Genomic DNA, 423 nt, shown 5'->3' on the forward strand with positions numbered 1-423 from the left:
TTGGCTTTGATTTTTTCATGCAATACTGCCACGCCGACAGTGCCGAAATCTTCTTTCAACAATTCGTTCAGGCAGAATTCCATGGTAACGCGGCTGTCGTCCACTTCGTCAACAACCAGTACGTTTTTGCCTTTCAGGGCATCTGGAACGGGATCAAGCCATTGGACTTTTTTCACTTCCTCGGTCACTTGACCTTCGTTATCACTGTCGTAGTAGGCTGTGGTGACGGCGTAAATCGGAATTTCCAAGAAGCAGCGCAACATGCGGGCAGGGATAAAACCGCCGCCGCCAATGGCAATCATGGCATCGTATTTGGTGCCGGAGTTTTGGATTTTTTCCGCCAATTCTTTGATTACGCGGTGGATGTCGTCGTAGGTGTACCAGATTTTACGTTTCATGGTGTGCTTCCGAAGAGGAAAATAC

At 48.2% G+C, this 423-nt stretch carries 1 protein-coding gene; it reads right to left on the reverse strand.

Annotated elements, in window-relative coordinates; genetic code table 11:
* Window positions 1–398 (reverse strand): phosphoribosyltransferase (locus ACTHSP_RS22160; protein WP_440347028.1); only part of this gene is annotated, 398 nt, incomplete at its 3' end.
* Window positions 399–423 lie beyond the last annotated feature (25 nt).

The sequence above is a fragment of the Neisseria sp. P0001.S005 genome (assembly GCF_051963715.1).